Genomic DNA, 14,302 nt, shown 5'->3' with positions numbered 1-14,302 from the left:
CGGCCGACACCCTGTTCCCGGTGGCAGGTCTGCCGCCCGGACGTGCCAGGAGTCACCGGCCGGCGGCTGGGCCGTCGTCCGGTCCGCGCCGCACGGCGAACGACTCGACGTAGGCCAGCGCTCCGTACAGTGCGTCGCGCAGGGGTGTGGAATCGCCGGCCGCCTGGTCCAGGAGCGCTCCGCCCTGGAACGCGGCGGTGAGCAGGTGGGCGAGCGCGGCCGGGTCGGCTTCCGGCCGCAGCTCGCCGCGCTCGCGCATCGTGCCGAGGCCGCGCTTGAACAGCGCCTGCCACCGCTCGAAGCCGTCGGCCACCGCGTCCCGGTGGGCGGGTTCGGCCTTGACGACCTCGGCCGCCAGGGAGCCGAAGGTGCAGCCGCCGCGCAGCATGTCCTGTGAGGCGATGTAGGAGTCGGCCCACCGGTACAGGGCCGCGAAGCTGTCCAGCTCGCCCAGCTCGGGTGCCTGGTGGCGGGCGACGATGCTGTCGGCCTGCCAGGCGAGCACCGCGCGCACCAGGGACTCCTTGGTGGGGAAGTGGCGCGTCAGCTGTGAGCCGCTGACCCCGGCGGCTTCCCGGATCTGCTCGTTGTTGGTGTTCTGCGCGCCGTGCTCGTAGATCAGCTCGGCCGCCGCCCGGACGATGCGCTCCCGTGTGGCCGCACCCTTGGCGGTCAGCTTCCGGTCCGGCACGTGGCTGGTGGTGGTCATGGCCACCAGCGTACCGCAAAAAGGGGCTTGACAACCCATTCTGCGAGGTGTTCTCTGGGTGCAGATGAAAAAGGGGCTACCAAGCCCACTTATTGGGGGGCGGACGGAAGCCGTGCGGCACCCGCGCGACGGGCTGACGCTGGAATTCCCTCCGGTTCCCGCTCAAGAAACGGAGATCACCCTCATGGAACGCACCCTCCTCGTGATCGGGGCCACCGGCAAGACCGGCGGCCAGACCACCGAACTCCTGCTCCGGCGCGGCCACCATGTCCGCGCCCTGGTCCGGGGCCTCGACGGGCGTGCCGAGCGGCTCGCCGCCCTGGGAGCGGACGTCGTGGAAGGCGACGTCCTCGACCTGGACTCCCTGGCCGAGGCGACGAAGGGGATCGACGCCCTGTACTTCACCTATCCGATCCGTCCCGGCCTGATGGACGCCACCGTGAACGTGGCTCAGGCGGCGGAGGAGAACGGGGTCCGGGCGATCGTGAACATGTCGCAGATCTCCGCCCGCCGCCACACCGCCAGCAACGCGGCCCGCCAGCACTGGGTCGCCGAACGCGTCCTGGACCGCTCCCCGGTCCCGGTCACCCACATCCGCCCGACCTTCTTCGCCCAGTGGCTGATCGACACCTGGGCCGACGGAACCGGCGAACTGCGCCTGCCGTTCGCCGACGGACGCCACGCCCCCATCGCCGAGAGCGACCAGGCCAAGGTGATCGCGGCCGTCCTGGAGGACCCCGCCCCGCACGCCGGCCGGATCTACCCGCTGTACGGGGCGGAGGAGCTCAACCACTACGAGATCGCCGAGAAGATGTCGCGCGCGCTGGACCGGAAGGTCACCTACGTGCCCATCGAACTCGACGAGTTCGCCGCCATCCTGCGCGGGCGCGGCGCGCCGGACCACCTGATCCAGCACCTGCTCGCCGTGGCCGTCGACTACCGCAACGGCGTCTTCGCCGGCACCAACGACCTGGTCAAGACGATCGGCGGCAGCGACCCCCTCGACGTCGAGACCTTCATCGCGCAGAACCGCGCGGCCTTCGACCTGCCCACCACCATCTGAACGCTGGAGAACGAAATGAGCATCTGGTTCGTCACTGGATCGTCCCGGGGCTTCGGCCTGGAGATCACCCGTGCCGCCCTCGCGGCCGGCCACCAGGTGGTCGCCACCGCCAGGAAGCCCGACACCGTCCGCGAGAAGTTCCCCGACGCGGGCGACAAGCTGCTCACCGTGGCGCTGGACGTGACCGACCCGCAGAGCATCCAGGCGGCCGTCGACGCGGCCATCGAGCGGTTCGGCCGGATCGACGTCCTGGTCAACAACGCCGGCACCGGCCTGCTCGCCGCCGTCGAAGAATCCGACGACGCCGCGGTCCGCGCGCTCTACGAGACCAACGTGTTCGGCCCGCTCGCCGTCCAACGCGCCGTACTGCCAGTCCTGCGGCATCAGCGCTCCGGTCACGTCATCAACATCAGCTCCATCGTCGGCTTCGCCACCGCGCCGGGCTGGGGCATCTACGCCTCCACCAAGTTCGCCGTCGAGGGCTTCACCGAGACCCTCCACACCGAACTGGCACCCCTCGGCATCCACGTCACCCTCGTGGAACCCGGCTTCTTCCGCACCGACTTCCTCGACCCCGCCAACCTGCACACCGGCCCCGACACCATCGACGACTACGCGCCCACCGTCGGCGCCATGCGCACTGCCGCCGCGAGCCTCCACCACACCCAGCCCGGCGACCCGGTCAAGGCCGCCCGCGCCATCGTCGAGATGGCCGACGACCCCGAACCGCCCCTGCGTCTCCCGCTCGGAGCCGACACCCTGCAAGCCTTCGACGCCAAGCTGGACACCTTCCGCAAGGACATGGACGCCGCCCGCCCCATCGCCCTCGCCACCGACCACGACTAGAACACCACCGCGGAATCCGCCTTCATCACCGCCGCAGTCCGAAGCCGAAGCCGAAGCCGGAAAGACCGACGCAGCGCCCGACGGCCCCCCGGGGCGTACGACGCTCCCCGCCGACGAGCTTCAGGACGCGGCGGAATTCCGGCCGGCATCCGGCCCGGCACGGGCAACACCCCCAGTACCTGAAGGAGAATCGATGCCAGGCTTCCTGTTCGACTCGGCCGAGACGCGGCACGTCGACACCCCCCACGGAGCACTCGCCTACCGCGAGATCGGACCCGTCACCGCAGCGCCGCTGCTGCTCCTGAACCGCTTTCGCGGCACACTCGACCACTGGGACCCCGCCCTGCTCGAGGTGCTCGCGGCACACCGTCGCGTGATCGTCTTCGACAGCGCCGGTGTCGGCTACTCCGGCGGAAAGCCGGCGGACACCGTTCGCGGCATGGCCGATGTGGCCGTGGCCTTCCTCGACGCCCTCGGATTGCAGAAGCCGGACCTGCTCGGCTGGTCCATGGGCGGGTTCGTCGCACTCGACCTGGCCCTGGAACACCCCGAGCGGGTACGCAAGCTCGTCGTCGCGGGCAGCGGTCCCGGCGGTGTGCCCGACAACCCGGGCCCGAACCCGCGGGTACCCGAGCACGCCCTGCGTGAGAAGAACGACGACGAGGACTTCCTCTTCCTCTTCTACCCCGAGACCGAGGCCGGCCGGGCCGCGGGACTGGCCTCCCTGCGCCGGATCGACCGGCGCCTGGCCCACTCCGGGCAGGACGCGCCCGCGCCTGTGCGCGAGGCCCAGATGAACGCCGTCGTCCAGTGGAACAGCGGCATCGACTCGGCCTGGAGCCGGCTCGGCGACCTCGCGGTACCGGCCCTGTTCGCCAACGGCGCCCACGACGTGATGGAGCACGCCTACCAGACGTACGCCATGGCCCGGGCCGTCCCCGACTCCAAGACCGTCATCTACGGAGACGCCGGTCACGCGTTTCTCTTCCAGCACCCCGAGGACTTCGGCGGCGAGGTCCTGCGCTTCATCGAGTGACCCGGTCGGTCCGGGGGCTCGGCGTGTGCCGAAGTGGTGGGGGCTCGGCGGAGCGGGTCGGGTGGGTGGGAAGGCGCGCGGCTACTCCACGGACGTCGCCTTCAGGGCCAGCCACAGTTCCATCCGGACGTCGGGGTCGTCCAGGGAGCGGCCCAGGATCTCCTCCACCCTGCGCATCCGGTAGCGGAGCGTGTGACGGTGGACGCCGAGGTCGGCCGCCGCGGCGTCCCACTGGCCGTGCCGGGAGAGCCAGGCCCGGAGCGAGGCCACCAGGTCTCCCCGGCCGGTCGCGTCGTGCTCGTACAGCGCCCTGAGCAGACCGTCGGCGAAGGCCTTCACCGCGTCGTCGGCGAGGAGGGGCAGGACCGAGCCCGACGCCAGCTGGTCGTGCTCGACCAGGACCCGGCCCCTGCGCCGGGCCACGGACAGCGCCTGTTCGGCCTGCTTGTAGGCGGCCGCCGCGGCGATCGGGCCGGACGGGGCGGACAGGCCGATGACCAGTTCGTCGTCCTCGCCGCCGCCCTGCTCCGCCGGCACCGCCCGCGCGGCCTCCCGCGCCGCCGCGTACTCCACGCACGCCGCGACCGCCGCGCCCCCGTCCGCGGCCAGTACCACCAGCCGCTCGCCCTCGGGCACCACCAGCACCGCCTCCCCGGAACGGGCCGCGGCCGACTCCACCGCCTCGGCGAGACCGGCCAGCAGCTCACCGCCCGCGTCGGCGACGATCATCCGGAACGGGGCGTCGAGCAGACCGCCGTACAGGTCCCCGGCGACCCCGCGGGCGTGGTCCGGCTGGCCGGCGAGCAGCATGCGCAGCACCGCCGCCCCGACCCGCTGCTCGGCCGCGTGCAGCGAGCGGGAGCGTTCCGTCGTGAGGGTGAGGAGGGCGATCGCGGAGTGCACGGCGTAGCGCTCCGCCGTGCCCAGCGCCGAGGCCGTGCCGACCGCCAGGGCCGCCCTCGGGCGGCGGCCGGTGCCGAGGGAGTGCAGTTCGACCCGGTCCTCGTTGTCGGGGCCGCCGACCACCGCGGACGCCGGTGCCGGGCGTTCCCGCAGCCGCTCCACCTCCGCCGTCAGGCGCGCCGCCCGGCGTCCCGCCCACTCCGGTGCCGTCGCGACGACCGCGCCCGACGCGTCGTACAGCGCCGCCCAGCCGTCCACCTGCGCGGCGAGCGCGGCGAGCAGGCCCTCCGGGCCGGCGTTCAGCGCCTGCCTGGTCAGTTCGCGCTGGGCGGCGAAGCCCGCCGTCACCGCCCGGTACTGGTCGGCCGCTATCGCCGCCGAGACCGCCTTGCTGATGGCGAGGAAGGGAGTGCGGCGGGGTACCTCCAGCAGGGGCAGTCCCTCGTGTTCCGCCGCGTCGACCAGGGCCTTGGGAATCTCTTCGTAGTTGACCCCGACGGCGAAGCCGAGACCCACCACCCCGGCTCCGACCAGGCGCTTCACGTACTTCCGCATCGCCTCCGGATCCTCCGCGTCCAGCTTCAGCGCGGTGATCAGGAGCAGTTCCCCGCCCTCCATGTACGGCACCGGGTCGGCGAGTTCGCTGACATGGGCCCAGCGCACGGGCACGTCGAGGCGGTCCTCGCCCGCGCGCACGGTGAGTTTGAGCGCGGAGTGGTGGACGAGCGAGGCGAGCGTCGGTGGCATCAGGCCGTCAGGTCTTCTCTTCGGTCGGGAGCGCCGGGAGCTTCGTGAGCGCCGCGAATGAGGGCAGTGGTCTTTGGCCGTCCCGTATGAACGGCCTCTGTCGATTCTGCCTTACTGTACGGTCCCGTGCGCCCCGGTGTTCAGAGCCGGCCGTCGGCCCTCAGGTCCACCAGCAGCGGGGGCGCGTGCTCGCCCTTGACCGTCGTGAGGGACAGGACCGCGTGGCCCGGCGGCAGACCGTGGGCCAGCTCCGACGCCGACCAGCGCTCGCGCTCCACCTGCCGGACGGTGACCGCCCGTGCCGTGGCCGCCTTGCCGGTGATCACCCGGCGTACGACGTGCAGCGCCTTGCCCGCCGGGGTCTCCGCGATGATCTGGCGGTCGGTGACGTCCCGGGCCTCGGTCCACTCCTTGCCCCAGACCTCGGCGAAGTCCTGCCCGTCCCAGGGGGTGAGGCCGGCGAAGGCCATGCGGCAGCCGGCGGCCCCGAGGAGCGGGCCGCGGAGCGGGCGGGGTACGTCGTCCAGGGTGCGCAGGGTCAGCACCACGCCCGCGTTGGCCGAGCGCAGGCGCTGGACGGCGCGGACCGCCTCCGGGGTCACCACGCCCGTCGCGTCGTCCAGGAGGAGGCAGGAGAAGAGCGAGCGGTCGTCCCGTACCGCGACGCTGGCGGTGAACTGGGCGAGCACCAGACGGGCCAGGATGCGGGAGGCGTCCGCGTGACCGCGCTCGGGCAGGTCGATGCGGACCCGGACCGGGTGGTCGAGGGCCTTGAGGGAGAAGGGGCGGGACTGGCCGGAGGTGTCGAAGAAGCCGGCGAAGGCCGGGCGGTCGAGGAGGGCGATGCGGTCGGCGAGGACCGCGCCGACGTCCCCCGGGTGTCCCATCTGGCGTTCCCGCGCGTCGAGCTCGCGCAACAGCGACTCGTGGCCGGTCGTCGTCAGCGCCTTGCGGAGCGCGGCGAGCGGGCCGGGGGCGCCGTCGAGGAGCTGGCGGAGTTCGGGGACGGAGGGGAAGCGGCCGTGCACCGCCCTGAAGGGGCCGAGCAGCTGGGCGAGGACGGTGGTGGAGCGGCGGCTGTCGCTGCCGGGGTGCGGGTCGGCGAGGTCGCCGGCGAGGGCCTCGGCGAGTATGGCGGCGGCCTCGTCGGGGTCGGTGGTGCCGCCGTACAGGTCGAGGTCGTAGACGGACTCGGGGTGGGCGATGCGGACGACGACGTCGTAGGCGTCGGCGGGGCCGAGGCCGGCGCCGGCCGCGCCGACCACGACCACGGAGGCGCGGCCGGCGAGCGCGTGCAGGCAGAGCGACTCGGCGAGCGGGCGGACCAGGCTGCCGGTCTTGCCGGAGCCGGCCGGGCCGACGGCGAGCAGCGAGGTGCCGAGCAGTTCGGGGCCGAGGGCGAGGCCGGTGCCCCGGTACCGGTAGGGGTTGCGGGGGTCGTCGGCCGTGGTGCCGAGCCGGACCTGGCCGGTGACCAGGTCGTGGCGGGCGTGCCGGGCGGGCAGGTCGCGTTCGCCGGAGGGGTGCAGGCAGGCGGCGGCGCCGTCCTTGACCACCGCGGCGGTGAAGGTGGCCATGCTGTGGCGGCCGCTGCGTACGCCCTGCCAGGCGCGGGCGATCCGGGCGTGGTCCACGTCGCGCATCAGCCCGCTCCGGGCCTCACCGGCGAGCCGGTCGGCGGCGGCGTCGGCCCCGGCGGCACGGAGGTGGGGCCACTGGGCGGGGTCCTCCGACGGCGCCGGAGGCTCCTGGCGGGATCCCGCGGACGCCGCGGCCCTGAACCGGGGCGCCACGAACCGCCGCCACACCTCACCCCACCGGCCGAGCTTGCCCACCACGAGCATGATGGTGAGGGCGACCAGGTACGTGTACCCCTCGTAGATGAAGCGGGTCGCGGTCGGCGAGATCGTCGCGTTCGCGCCCTGCCACGAGGCGGGGAGAAGCAGCTGGAGCGGCAGGCCCCACCACGCCCCCAGGTACCCGTGCGTCAGCAGGGACCAGACCAGCCACCCCACCAGGAAGGCGATCAGGGCGCCGCTGAGCAGTTGCCGGGTGGGCAGTTCCTCGGGTTCCTGCTCGGCCCGGGGCCGGTAGCCGAACCGCCACACGCCCGGCGCCGCCTCCGGCCTGGGGGCGCGCAGCCAGGTGAGGAAGGCCGAGCCGTCCGGCAGCGGCGGCACCGCCGCCGGCGGTGCCGTGGGCCGTGGCGGTACCGCGGCCGGCACAGCGTCCGCGTCGTGCGGCCCCGCCGGACGCGGTACAGGATTCGCATGCGTACGCCGCGTGTCCCGCGTCCCGTCGCTGTCCATCGCTCTCGCTCCCTGACCAGCCGTTCTTCCGTCCACCGTCAGCGGCCAATCTAACGCCCTCGCAAGGGGAGTTCACCGCTTACGCGGCCGAGGAGCCGACCGCTCCGTCACGATCCCGCCGACCGCACTATGTCCAACACGGACAACGTCACTCTCCGACAACGCCCACATGGAGCATGCCCACCTCCCACACCCGGCCCTAGCCTGCGAAGAAAGAAGGAAAGCGTCCGAAAACGCACCACCGGAGCAACCGGACGGGACGCGCCCGGCACGCATCGGTTCGCACCACTCATCAGGGAGCCCCCATGACCGCACTTCCGCAGGAGCGTCGCGTCGTCACCGCCATACCCGGCCCGAAGTCGCAGGAGCTGCAGTCCCGCCGTCTCGCCGCGGTGGCGCAGGGTGTGGGTTCGGTGCTGCCCGTCTTCACCGCGCGCGCGGGTGGCGGGATCATCGAGGACGTCGACGGCAACCGCCTCATCGACTTCGGTTCCGGCATCGCCGTGACCTCCGTCGGCGCCTCCGCCGAGGCCGTCGTACGCCGCGCGAGCGCCCAGCTGGCCGACTTCACCCACACCTGTTTCATGGTCACCCCGTACGAGGGCTACGTGGAGGTCGCCGAGGCCCTCGCGGAGCTCACCCCGGGTGACCACGCCAAGAAGTCGGCGCTGTTCAACTCCGGCGCCGAGGCCGTCGAGAACGCCGTGAAGATCGCGCGCGCCTACACCAAGCGCCAGGCGGTCGTGGTGTTCGACCACGGGTACCACGGCCGGACCAACCTCACCATGGCGCTGACCTCGAAGAACATGCCGTACAAGAACGGCTTCGGCCCGTTCGCGCCCGAGGTGTACCGGGTCCCGGTCGCCTACGCCTACCGCTGGCTCACCGGCCCGGAGAACGCCGGTCCGGAGGCCGCCGCCCAGGCCATCGACCAGATCAGCAAGCAGATCGGCGCGGACAACGTCGCCGCGATCATCATCGAGCCGGTGCTCGGCGAGGGCGGCTTCATCGAGCCGGCGAAGGGCTTCCTGCCGGCGATCAGCCAGTTCGCCAAGGACAACGGGATCGTGTTCGTCGCGGACGAGATCCAGTCCGGGTTCTGCCGTACGGGCCAGTGGTTCGCGTGCGAGGACGAGGGCATCGTCCCGGACCTGATCACCACGGCCAAGGGCATCGCCGGCGGCCTGCCGCTGGCCGCCGTGACGGGCCGCGCCGAGATCATGGACGCCGCGCACGCCGGCGGGCTCGGCGGCACCTACGGCGGCAACCCGGTCGCCTGCGCCGGTGCGCTCGGGGCCATCGAGACCATGAAGGAGCTCGACCTCAACGCCAGGGCGAAGAACATCGAGGCGATCATGAAGCCCCGCCTCACCGCCATGGCCGAGAAGTTCGACGTCATCGGCGACGTGCGCGGCCGCGGCGCGATGATCGCCATCGAGCTGGTCAAGGACCGCACCACCAAGGAGCCGAACCCGGAGGCCACCGCGGCCCTCGCCAGGGCCTGCCACCAGGAGGGGCTGCTGGTCCTGACCTGTGGCACCTACGGCAACGTGCTCCGCTTCCTGCCCCCGCTGGTCATCGGCGAGGACCTCCTCAACGAGGGCCTCGACATCATCGAGCAGGCCTTCGCGCGGATCTGAGCCACAGGCTTCTGCCAGCAGGCGCACAGGGCCTCGGACCCGTGTGCCACCACCGCCCCAACCCTCCCACCTGGCGTGATGCGGGGGGCTGGGGCGCCCCCGGTCAGGCCGTGTGAAGAAGGTGTGCGGGGTGGATGGCGGGACGCGATTCCGCCTGTCGCCGCGCCGGACCCTGCCGTAGGTTCTACCCAGATGAGAGATACACCCCGCCCACAGGGGACTGTGGGCGATTTCAGGCCGGGGCCTCCCCAGCTTCGACCTGGTCGTGCCCTCGCGCACACAACCGGGGCCTCCGGCTCCGGATCTCCTCACCGATCGGACGGTCGCCCGCCCCAAACCCCCCGGGGCGCGCGGCGTTCCGATCCGGACGGCCACCCCGGAACCACCCCCCCTGTTCCGGGGTGGCCGACCTCCTTCCTTCACTTTCGCCCCGCGGGACTCGTGGGGCTTCTGGGCCTGCCGGCCCTCCTCTTCGCGCTGATCACCTGGCAGGTCGTGGCCCATGGCCCGCTGCTCCGTCTGGACAGCCGTCTGAGCAGCGCGCTCGTCCACCCGGACCGGTTCTCCGAACTCCTCTCGGACCTCGGGAACGTACAGGTCGCGGTCCCGGTCCTGGTGCTCGTCATCGCGTACGTCGCGTGGCGTGGACGTGCCACTGGTACAGACCGGTGGTGGCTGCCGCCGACGGCCGCCGCCGTCCTGATGGCCCTCGTCCCGGCGATCGTCGTGCCGCTCAAGGACTGGACCGCCCGGCCGGGGACCCCGGTGGTGCCCCCGGCGGTCGGCTACTTCCCCTCCGGCCACACGGCGACGGCGGCGATCGCGTACGGCTCCGCGACCCTGCTCCTCCTCCCCTGGCTCACGTCCGCCGCCGCCCGCCGGGCCACCGTCGCCGTCTGCGCGACGCTCGTCCTCGGCGTCTCCTACGGCCTGGTCCGCCGCGGCTACCACTGGCCGCTGGACGTGGTGGCCGGCTGGTGCCTGGGCACCGTCCTGCTGACGTCACTGGGACTGCTGCTCAGCCGAAGTACGCGTCGAAGGTCTTCTGGAACTCCCAGTTCGAGAACCGGTCCCAGTTGACCGACCAGGTCATCAGGCCGCGCAGGGCGGGCCAGGTGCCGTGGGTGGTGTACGAGCCGCAGTTGGTCTTCTTCGTCAGGCAGTCCAGGGTCTTGGTGACCTCGGACGGTGCCACGTAGCCGTTGCCCGCGTTCGTCGACGCCGGCATGCCGATCGCGATCTGGTCGGGGCGCAGCGGCGGGAAGACGTTGTTGGCGTCCCCGGCCACCGGGAAGCCGGTGAGCAGCATGTCGGTCATGGCGACGTGGAAGTCGGCGCCGCCCATGGAGTGGTACTGGTTGTCGAGGCCCATGATCGGGCCCGAGTTGTAGTCCTGGACGTGCAGCAGGGTCAGGTCGTCGCGCAGGGCGTAGACGACCGGGAGGTACGCCCCGCACCGCGGGTCCTGGCCACCGAACTTGCCGGTGCCGTAGAACTGGTAGCCCATCTGCACGAAGAACGTCTCGGGCGCCATGGACAGCACGAACTTCGAGCCGTACTTGGCCTTCAGCGTCTTCAGTGCGGAGATGAGGTTGACGATCACCGGGGTCGTCGGGTTCCTGAAGTCCGTGTCGCTCGCGTCCAGGGAGAGCGAGTGGCCCTCGAAGTCGATGTCCAGGCCGTCGAGGCCGTAGGTGTCGATGATGTTCGAGACGGAGGAGACGAAGGTGTCCCGGGCGGCGGTCGTGGTGAGCTGGACCTGGCCGTTGGCGCCGCCGATCGATATCAGCACCTTCTTGCCTGCCGCCTGCTTGGCCTTGATCGCCGCCTTGAAGTCGGCGTCGCTCTCGACGTTCGGGCACTCGGTGACCGGGCAGCGGTTGAAGCGGATGTCCCCGGAGGTGGCCGAGGTCGGCTCGCCGAAGGCCAGGTCGATGACGTCCCAGCTGTCGGGGACGTCATCGAGCCGGGTGTACCCGGAGCCGTTGGCGAAGGAGGAGTGGAGGTAGCCGACCAGGGCGTGGGTGGGCAGGCCGGTGGAGCCTCCGGAGGAGCCGGTGCCCGTGGTGGCGGTCACCGCGGCGGACTTCGCGGACTCGCCGGCGTCGTTCACGGCGGTGACCTGGAAGCTGTACGCCGTCGACGGGTTCAGCCCGGTCACGGTCGCCGACGTCCCGGTCGCCGTCTGGACTTTCACGCCGTCCCGGTAGACCGCGTAGCTCGTGGCCCCGGTGACCGCGGTCCAGGACAGGGCCACGCTGGAGGAGGTGACCGTGCCCGCGGTGAGGCCGGTGGGGGCGGCCGGCGGCTGGCCCGCGGAGGCGCCCGGTCCGACCAGCGACAGGTCGTCGGCGTAGTAGGCGCCGGTGCCGTACCAGCCGTGGGTGTAGACGGTGACCTTCGTCGTCGAGGCGCCCGTGGTGAAGGTGGTCGTGAGCTTCTGCCAGTCGGGGGCGGACTGGGTCCAGGTGGAGACGTCGGTGGTGCCGGTGCCGCTCGCGCCGAGGTAGACGTAGGAGCCGCGGACGTAGCCGGACAGGGTGTACTGCGCACTCGGCCTGACGGTCACGGTCTGCGCGCACTGGGCGTTGTCACTGCCGGCCGGGGTCGCCTGCAGCGCGGAACTCCCGCTGTGCACGGGAGAGTTGACCGTCGTGCCGCTGCCCGCCGTGCACGTCCAGCCGGAGAGGCCCGATTCGAACCCGCCGTTGACGGCGAGGTCCGCGTCGGCCGCACGGGCGGCCGACGAGAGAGCGGTGATACCGGGTACGGCCAGCAACGCGGCCGTGAGCATGGTGAGGACGGGTCTCGCGCGAACCACAAGTGCCTCCGGGGATGGGGGATTTGGAGGTGGGGTGCGCACTCAACTTGGTCCAGACCAATTTACCTGTCAAGGGCTACGGCAGCGATCTGCCCACAGACCTGCCACCCCCCAAAGGGGCGCGGGGAACTGCGCGAACAACCCCCACACGCCTGCACCCGACCGACAACCTCACGCGAACGGCGCCTAGTCATCGGCCAAGCCGGCGGCAGCCTCATGCATCGCCAGCTCCAGCAGCCCCGGATCCGTCAGCGTCCCCGACCCGTCCGGCGCCACCAGCCACCGCACCCCCCGGGCCGACCGCCCGGGATACGGCACGACGATCCAGGTCCCGGCCCCCGCCGTGCGGACCCCCGTGCCGAGCCACCTGGCGGCCGTTCCGGGCGGCACGAAGAAGCCCACCCGCTCGTCCCCGAAGTCGGCCAGGACGGGCCCCGGTTGGTCGAGGACGCGGGTGAGCACGTCGAGGGTTGGATAGCCGAGTTCGCCCGGCAGGATCAGTACGTCCCAGGCCCTGCCGGCGGGCAGCAGCGCGATCCCCAGCGGGTTGCGCTCCCATTCCCAGCGGCAGGCCTCGGGATCCGGTGCGACGGATGCCAGCCATTCGACCGCCGTCTTCGCCCCAGTCATCAGAAGGCCTCCCCGTCTCGCTCGTCGACGCGGGCGTCGCGTCACGGGGAGAGAGGGCGGTCTTCGGAGGGCATTACGCGGGTTTCACCGACCGACTGAAGTGACCTGGATCATATTCGAGATGGCGTCAACCCGGAACCGGCTCAGCTGTCGAAGCCCAGCCCCAGCCGGTCCATCGCCCTGAGCCACAGGTTGCGGCGGCCGCCGTGGGCGTCAGCGCGGGCCAGCGACCACTTGGTGAGGGCGATACCCGTCCAGGCGAACGGTTCGGGCGGGAACGGCAGCGGTTTCCTGCGGACCATCTCCAGCCGGGTGCGCTCGGTCTCCTCCCCGGACAGCAGGTCCAGCATCACGTCGGCGCCGAACCGGGTGGCGCCGACGCCGAGGCCGGTGTACCCCGCCGCGTACGCCACCTTGCCCTGGTGCGCGGTGCCGAAGAACGCCGAGAAGCGGGAGCAGGTGTCGATCGCGCCGCCCCAGGCGTGCGTGAAGCGGACGCCCTCCAGCTGCGGGAAGCAGGTGAAGAAGTGCTCGGCGAGCTTGGCGTAGGTCTCCGGACGGTCGTCGTACTCGCGGCGCACCCGGCCGCCGTAGTGGTGGACGGCGTCGTAGCCGCCCCACAGGATGCGGTTGTCGGCGGACAGCCGGAAGTAGTGGAACTGGTTGGCGGAGTCCCCGAGGCCCTGCCGGTTCTTCCAGCCGATCGCGCCGAGCTGCTCCGCGGTGAGCGGCTCGGTCATCAGGGCGTAGTCGTAGACCGGGACGGTGTAGGCGCGGACCCGCCTGAGCAGGTTCGGGAAGATGTTGGTGGCGAGCACGACCTGCCGGGCGCGGACGGCGCCGTACGGGGTGCGTACGGCCATGCCGGCACCGTACGCCTTCAGGTCGAGGGCGGGTGTGTGCTCGTACACCCGGACGCCGAGCGCGAGGCAGGCCTGCTTGAGGCCCCAGGCGAGCTTGGCCGGGTGCAGCATGGCCACGCCCCGGCGGTCGTACAGGCCCGCCTCGAAGGTGGGCGAGGCGACCTGCTCGCGGACCGCGTCCGCGTCGAGCAACTCGATGCCGTCCGCGAGGCCCTGCTGCTCCAGTCGCCGGTGCCAGTCGCGGAGTTCCCAGGCCTGGTAGGTCTCGGTGGCGACGTCGATCTCGCCGGTGCGTTCGAACTCGCAGTCGATGCCGTGCCGGGCGACGGCGGCCTCGATCTCGTCGAGGTTGCGCATGCCCAGTTCCTGCAGCCGGTGGATCTCCTCGGGCCAGCGGGCGAGCCCGTTGGGCAGCCCGTGGGTGAGGGAGGCGGCGCAGAAGCCGCCGTTGCGGCCCGAGGCGGCCCAGCCCACCTCGTGGCCTTCCAGCAGGACCACCTCGCGCCCGGGGTCGCGCTCCTTGGCGTTGAGCGCGGTCCACAGTCCGCTGTAGCCGCCGCCGACGACCAGCAGGTCGCAGGTGTCGGCGCCGGTGAGCGCGGGCTCGGGGTGGGGCTTGCCGGGGTCTTCGAGCCAGTACGGGACCGGCTGTGCTTCGGAGAGAGACTTGGTCCAATCTGCCTGACGGCTCATGGCGCTTGGGGCCATGATTTTCAACTCCCTACAGAGTCAATT

The 14,302-nt window shown here is 71.9% G+C and carries 11 protein-coding genes; 5 read left to right on the top strand and 6 right to left on the bottom strand.

Features of this window, described 5'->3' with window-relative positions:
* Positions 1-52 precede the first annotated feature (52 nt).
* On the bottom strand, positions 53-709 hold the full coding sequence (locus ACFY6U_RS23355; protein ID WP_390041036.1) for a TetR/AcrR family transcriptional regulator: 657 nt from the start codon (positions 707-709) through the stop codon (positions 53-55).
* A 184-nt stretch (positions 710-893) separates the two neighbouring features.
* Between ACFY6U_RS23355 and ACFY6U_RS23350 the strand changes: the two genes are divergently transcribed.
* The 3 genes from ACFY6U_RS23350 (at position 894) to ACFY6U_RS23340 (ending at position 3,654) form a co-directional block, all read left to right on the top strand.
* Complete coding sequence (locus tag ACFY6U_RS23350) at positions 894-1,772, top strand: NAD(P)H-binding protein (RefSeq protein ID WP_390041034.1); 879 nt, start codon at positions 894-896, stop codon at positions 1,770-1,772.
* Positions 1,773-1,787: 15 nt separating this feature from the next.
* Entirely contained in the window at positions 1,788-2,618 is an 831-nt protein-coding gene (locus ACFY6U_RS23345) for an oxidoreductase (RefSeq protein ID WP_390041032.1), read from the top strand.
* 193 nt (positions 2,619-2,811) lie between these two features.
* Positions 2,812-3,654, top strand: a complete 843-nt coding sequence (locus ACFY6U_RS23340) for an alpha/beta fold hydrolase (protein WP_390041030.1) — start codon at positions 2,812-2,814, stop codon at positions 3,652-3,654.
* An 81-nt stretch (positions 3,655-3,735) separates the two neighbouring features.
* Here the strand turns inward: ACFY6U_RS23340 and ACFY6U_RS23335 are convergent, their stop codons facing one another.
* Both ACFY6U_RS23335 and ACFY6U_RS23330 read right to left on the bottom strand, forming a co-directional pair.
* Positions 3,736-5,304, bottom strand: a complete 1,569-nt coding sequence (locus tag ACFY6U_RS23335; RefSeq protein WP_390041028.1) for a PucR family transcriptional regulator — start codon at positions 5,302-5,304, stop codon at positions 3,736-3,738.
* A gap of 140 nt (positions 5,305-5,444) precedes the next feature.
* A complete protein-coding gene (locus tag ACFY6U_RS23330; RefSeq protein ID WP_390041026.1) occupies positions 5,445-7,613 on the bottom strand; it encodes an ATP-binding protein in 2,169 nt (722 codons plus the stop codon).
* Positions 7,614-7,918: 305 nt separating this feature from the next.
* Here ACFY6U_RS23330 and gabT point away from each other — a divergent pair, with 305 nt between their 5' ends.
* Both gabT and ACFY6U_RS23320 read left to right on the top strand, forming a co-directional pair.
* A complete protein-coding gene (gene gabT, locus ACFY6U_RS23325) occupies positions 7,919-9,253 on the top strand; it encodes a 4-aminobutyrate--2-oxoglutarate transaminase (protein ID WP_390041024.1) in 1,335 nt (444 codons plus the stop codon).
* A 222-nt stretch (positions 9,254-9,475) separates the two neighbouring features.
* On the top strand, positions 9,476-10,333 hold the full coding sequence (locus ACFY6U_RS23320; RefSeq protein WP_390041022.1) for a phosphatase PAP2 family protein: 858 nt from the start codon (positions 9,476-9,478) through the stop codon (positions 10,331-10,333).
* Here the strand turns inward: ACFY6U_RS23320 and ACFY6U_RS23315 are convergent.
* From ACFY6U_RS23315 to ACFY6U_RS23305, 3 genes are all read right to left on the bottom strand, one after another.
* Positions 10,272-12,047 (bottom strand): chitinase, encoded by a 1,776-nt coding sequence (locus tag ACFY6U_RS23315; RefSeq protein WP_390041128.1) that lies wholly within the window; start codon positions 12,045-12,047, stop codon positions 10,272-10,274. The genes ACFY6U_RS23320 and ACFY6U_RS23315 overlap by 62 nt on opposite strands.
* A 213-nt stretch (positions 12,048-12,260) precedes the next feature.
* Positions 12,261-12,704 (bottom strand): hypothetical protein, encoded by a 444-nt coding sequence (locus ACFY6U_RS23310; protein WP_390041020.1) that lies wholly within the window; start codon positions 12,702-12,704, stop codon positions 12,261-12,263.
* A 143-nt stretch (positions 12,705-12,847) separates the two neighbouring features.
* Positions 12,848-14,275, bottom strand: a complete 1,428-nt coding sequence (locus ACFY6U_RS23305) for an NAD(P)/FAD-dependent oxidoreductase (protein ID WP_390041018.1) — start codon at positions 14,273-14,275, stop codon at positions 12,848-12,850.
* Positions 14,276-14,302: the final 27 nt, after the last annotated feature.

The organism is Streptomyces sp. NPDC013157 (genome assembly GCF_042899865.1).
GTDB lineage: Bacteria > Actinomycetota > Actinomycetes > Streptomycetales > Streptomycetaceae > Streptomyces.
The sequence above is the reverse complement of the archived record's forward strand: the minus strand, read 5'-3'. Positions and strand labels throughout refer to the sequence as shown.

Excerpts from the sequence above, each read along its gene's own strand:
- ACFY6U_RS23305 (WP_390041018.1), bottom strand. The coding sequence starts at position 14,275 with ATGGCCCCAAGCGCCATGAGCCGTCAGGCAGATTGGACCAAGTCTCTC.
- gabT (WP_390041024.1), top strand. The coding sequence starts at position 7,919 with ATGACCGCACTTCCGCAGGAGCGTCGCGTCGTCACCGCCATACCCGGC.
- ACFY6U_RS23355 (WP_390041036.1), bottom strand. The coding sequence starts at position 709 with ATGACCACCACCAGCCACGTGCCGGACCGGAAGCTGACCGCCAAGGGT.
- ACFY6U_RS23330 (WP_390041026.1), bottom strand. The coding sequence starts at position 7,613 with ATGGACAGCGACGGGACGCGGGACACGCGGCGTACGCATGCGAATCCT.
- ACFY6U_RS23315 (WP_390041128.1), bottom strand. The coding sequence starts at position 12,047 with ATGCTCACGGCCGCGTTGCTGGCCGTACCCGGTATCACCGCTCTCTCG.
- ACFY6U_RS23350 (WP_390041034.1), top strand. The coding sequence starts at position 894 with ATGGAACGCACCCTCCTCGTGATCGGGGCCACCGGCAAGACCGGCGGC.
- ACFY6U_RS23340 (WP_390041030.1), top strand. The coding sequence starts at position 2,812 with ATGCCAGGCTTCCTGTTCGACTCGGCCGAGACGCGGCACGTCGACACC.
- ACFY6U_RS23310 (WP_390041020.1), bottom strand. The coding sequence starts at position 12,704 with ATGACTGGGGCGAAGACGGCGGTCGAATGGCTGGCATCCGTCGCACCG.
- ACFY6U_RS23335 (WP_390041028.1), bottom strand. The coding sequence starts at position 5,304 with ATGCCACCGACGCTCGCCTCGCTCGTCCACCACTCCGCGCTCAAACTC.
- ACFY6U_RS23345 (WP_390041032.1), top strand. The coding sequence starts at position 1,788 with ATGAGCATCTGGTTCGTCACTGGATCGTCCCGGGGCTTCGGCCTGGAG.